The 4,450-nt window shown below is 30.4% G+C and carries 6 protein-coding genes; all 6 read right to left on the bottom strand.

Annotated elements, in window-relative coordinates; translation table 11 throughout:
- The coding region (locus tag AB4Y15_RS13720) for a replication protein (RefSeq protein WP_427340910.1) at nucleotides 1-789 on the bottom strand (789 nt) is incomplete at its 3' end.
- A gap of 127 nt (nucleotides 790-916) precedes the next feature.
- Nucleotides 917-1,606 (bottom strand): Rad52/Rad22 family DNA repair protein, encoded by a 690-nt coding sequence (locus AB4Y15_RS13715; RefSeq protein WP_427340909.1) that lies wholly within the window; start codon nucleotides 1,604-1,606, stop codon nucleotides 917-919.
- On the bottom strand, nucleotides 1,607-3,334 hold the full coding sequence (locus tag AB4Y15_RS13710) for an AAA family ATPase (RefSeq protein WP_427340908.1): 1,728 nt from the start codon (nucleotides 3,332-3,334) through the stop codon (nucleotides 1,607-1,609).
- 12 nt (nucleotides 3,335-3,346) lie between these two features.
- Nucleotides 3,347-3,547 (bottom strand): hypothetical protein, encoded by a 201-nt coding sequence (locus AB4Y15_RS13705; protein WP_427340907.1) that lies wholly within the window; start codon nucleotides 3,545-3,547, stop codon nucleotides 3,347-3,349.
- A gap of 213 nt (nucleotides 3,548-3,760) precedes the next feature.
- Nucleotides 3,761-4,105, bottom strand: a complete 345-nt coding sequence (locus AB4Y15_RS13700) for a hypothetical protein (RefSeq protein WP_427340906.1) — start codon at nucleotides 4,103-4,105, stop codon at nucleotides 3,761-3,763.
- A 71-nt stretch (nucleotides 4,106-4,176) separates the two neighbouring features.
- On the bottom strand, nucleotides 4,177-4,450 hold a 274-nt coding region (locus AB4Y15_RS13695), incomplete at its 5' end, for a hypothetical protein (protein ID WP_427340905.1).

Below are 4,450 nucleotides of genomic sequence, written 5' to 3'. Positions count from 1 at the left end.
TTGCAAAATACCTCTAGCATAACTAAGTTTTCTTTTATTTTGATCTACACATATCTCAAACGCTTTAATTATCCATTCTACTGGATATTGTTCTAATAAATCCTCTAGCAGCTCTTTTACTTTCCAATTTATTTGCCCAAATCCACACTTTTGATATTCAAGTGCAATTTTCGATATATTTGAATCTATTTTTGTAGAACCTTCACTAGTAGTAGTGATTTCTTCTTCTGCTGAAAAAATATTATCTACTGATGAAGAATTATTCACCTGTTGAATAATTGTTCTACTAATACTACTACTTCTTTTATTTATATTTTTATTTATATTTTTATTTTCTTGGGTGAAGAGTTCTTCATCTGGGGTGTTGAACAATTCTTCATCTGGTGTATTGTGTTTTTCTTCACCTGTTGAACTATTCTTCACCTGTTGAACTTCTATTCCTCTCACTAACCATTCATCATAATTTTTGTTTAGTTTTAGCACCCTACTTGATGTGTCAGTATGTTCTTTTACAACCAAAATTACTTTCATTTCAATGAGTTTGTTAAGTTCACTAGTTACATATCTTTTACTTACATTAATGCCTTTAGATATAAAGTTGATTGATAATTCATGCTCCTTTCTACTAAAACCATAAGTATATCTCATTACGAAAAGAAGTATTTTTAACTGTGTAGCATTGAATTTAACTCTATATATAACCTCTAATAACTCATTTGCTATTTTAGTAAAGCCATCTTCTACCTGTGGATTTGCCATCAAATCACCAACTTTTGGTATATTCTTCATAATATCGGGCATAATATAAATAACAGGGGAACTCTAACATAAAATGCTGACATTTATTTTTTTAAAATGACCTCCAGTTCCCCTTGGTTCGTCTAAACCCTTAGCCCCCACTAAGGGTTTTTTTATTTTATGCAAGGTTTTTCACTGCTTTTTCTAATCTGTTTAATAAATGGTCTAATTTATCATTTTTAAGAAACTTCACTTCTGATACTCCATATTCTTCTTTAACTTTTTCATCTATACTTTTCTTGTCATAACCTATTTTTTTAGCTAATTCATAAATTTTGCTAATAGTTTGATTTCTAGTTGATTGAGTTTGAGTTGTATTTGGCCATGGCCAACCTTTTTCTTCGTAATACTTCCTATAATGTTCAGGTAAAACTACTTTGCCATTTACAGCTTTTATTAACCCTTTATAAACATCGCTTGCTACACCAATTCTAGAAGCACATTTTTTCATTCCATCTGTTATTGCCGATTTAGTAGCATCTCCTTCCCACATTTGTGCATTCAAATCTTGACTCCCTGCATCTACAAATACAATCCATTCTTTTAGCTCCTTGTTGTAAAAACTAAATTCTACTAATACTTTTACTGCAAATATTTTATTTCCATTTTTATCTTTTTTACCTGTATCCTTAACAATAATGCTTTCTGGCAAAGGTCTATATTTCCAATAACCTACGCCTAAGACTTCATTCAATCTTTCAGCTACTGCTTGACCTTTCACGTATACTTTTTTGCCATAGCTATCATATTCATAGTCATCATACTTAAACGGAGCATTTAATCGTTCAAAAAGTGTTGTTTCAGCCATCTACGCCACCTCGATTTTTAATAAACTTCCTTTTTTCACTCTAGCTTCTATAATTTGAGTTTCAGGAGCTTTATATTTTGTTATACTTTCAGCGTTGTCTATAAATATCGGGAACCTATATCCAGTTACATTCATAATCAAGTTTGCAATCTCAAGCCCTGCTTTTATCTTTTCTGAATTACTTAATACATTAAACTCCCTATTGTCATACATTATCTTAAAGTCATCTTTAATTTCACCAGTACTTTTAACTAACTTTTGGAGCCTTATAGATACTTTATTTAAATATTTATCAATGTTTTTAGACTGCAACTTTAATTTAACTTCATTGAATTTTTTTGCTGCATCTATTTGAATTAATATATCTGATTTTTTAACGTCTATAGCTTCAAGCTTCTTTCTTGACTCCTCAATTTTATTTTTTATTTCTTCTTGTTGCTTAATAAGGTTCTCTCTATTCTGATTATGAAATTCAACTTGTGCTTTTTCTCTTTCTAATTCCTTAATCCTAGCGATAATTTCAGCCTTTCTATTGTTTATATCTTGTAACTCGCTTTCTTCATGCTTTTTATTCTCTTGAATTAACTTATCTATATTTAGAGCATTAATTTCTTCTTCTAGTTTCTTTATCTCATCATCTATTTTCTTGTTGTGTAAGTATAGCTTTGACTCATATTCTTTCATAAGGTCATTGTTTTTATTTTCAGCTTCTTTAATGCTTTGAGCTATGTTTTTCCCTTCAACCTCTATTTCTTTTAATCTCTTAACTAAGTATTCCTTTCTTGATTTATCCAAGTCTATTTCGTTTCCGCATTGGTCGCATACTACAGTGTTATTTAGGGATTTAAGTTCATTATTCAATTCTTTATATTCATCTTTCAAGGTGTAGTATCTTGATTTTAACGCCTCTACATTTATAAGCTTTGGAGGATCTAGTGCATCTTTTTGAGATTTAAGTTCGTATATCTTTCTTTCAAGCTCAAACTTCTTATTTTTAATATCATCTATATCATGCAGTGGTTTTATCTTTATGCTATTTAATTTGTCTAGCTCTATATTTAGTTTTTTAAGCTCATCTTCATGCTCAAACTCTAAAACTTTAGGTATTTCTGGCATCTCTTCTTTACCATATATAAAACCTTCTAGGAATATCTTGTCATCCTCAAGTTCTCTTAGTTCCTCTCTCTTTTTCTCTAAAAATAGATTAGGAAATCTAAATCCATTTTCTTTTAATACATTGGCCATATAATCACCAATTTCTTTAAATACTTCTTCATTGTTTACTGTATCTAATATGGATAATAAAAGGTCTTTTGCTTCCTTTGGAGATAAGTTTGGAAAATATGATGGATTAAATACACTTAGAAATATTCTTTTGTCTTTGTAGAAGTCTGCTAAATCATTACTATTTACTTTATTACCGTTCAAATATATATCTAGCTTACTGCCTTTTTTTCTTCTAATGACGTTATATTCTTTTCCTTCATAAATAAAATCTATCTCAACTTCCATACTCTTGCTTGAATTGTTCATTAATTTCGATGTAGCCTTTTCGTTGCCAGTAAGATCACAGCCAAGTAAACACCAAGTAATTGCTTCACCTATTGTAGTTTTACCTTGCCCATTTTCACCTTCAATTAAGGTTCTATTTCCTAGTCTATATTCAACCTTCGATTTGTGATTTTTAAAACCATTGATTATAACTCTATTTATAACTAATTCCTTCACTTTCTTCCCCTCCTAAATTCGTTCTTTGATACCGAGATAATATTGATAACCTTGTGTATCCTCCATATCTTCTTTTAATTCAGAAATATATTGTTCGTATTTTTCAATTTGCTCGTTGATCTCGTCTATTTGAAATTGCAAATCTGCTTTTTTATCTTCAAGTTCTTCTATATAATTCAAATATCTTTGAATCGTTTCTTTTTTTGAAAACATTGTCCCCCTCCGCTCTTGCATTACACCTTGCTTTTAGGGTATAATACTTATGAAGTGTGTTTTTTATAAACTTTTTTTGGCCTCTAGTGGCAGCTAGAGGGCCTTTTCTCACTTTTGAATCCTACAATTCTCCCATCATGGATAACTGTTATTATCCCTTGAGTTTTATAAAACTGAACTGCTACCCAAATGCTTATCATCTAATTCACCTCCTCAATCAACGTATGGTATATCTTCTATACTTCCACATTCCAAACATTTAAACTGATCAGCACCTTTTAATATTTCTATATTGTCAGAACCACATGCATAACACTCAAACCACAAAAGTCCTAATTCTTGTAATTGAAATATATTAAGTTCTCCTTCATATTCTGTAGTTATTGGCTTATTTGTTCTACTATCTCTAACTAAATGCCCTCTAATATCTACAAATGGATTTTCTAAATAATCTAATATGCTACTACATAATGCTATTGTTTTAGCTTCTTTGAAATTTTTAGCAGCTACATAAGTTCCACCTCTATCATAACCATTAAAGAAATAAACTTTATTCATCTAATTCACCTCCTCAATAACTTCTAATATCAATCTTGTACATTCATTAACTTTTGCAACAATTTTAGCAACTATTTTAATCTCCAAATATTTTCTGCAACCCATACTCTTCCGTCTGATATATCATATTTGTCTACATCAATCATACCTGCAGTAACACTAGATGCAGGAAGTATTCCTGTCATATCTTGCATACCTTTACCGCAAAGTGGACACCATGCATGTTCTGTACCGAACCAGCCTGCCATTTTAACCTCTTTACCACAACATTTTATATTTCTAAATGAATGTTCACCTATCTGCTCATATTCCCAACCTAAAGTATCTAAACACTCTTTAACTGTC

The sequence above is a fragment of the Caloranaerobacter longqiensis genome (genome assembly GCF_050286925.1).
Taxonomy (GTDB): Bacteria; Bacillota; Clostridia; order Tissierellales; family Thermohalobacteraceae; genus Caloranaerobacter.
This window is presented reverse-complemented; position numbering and strand designations above follow the sequence as displayed.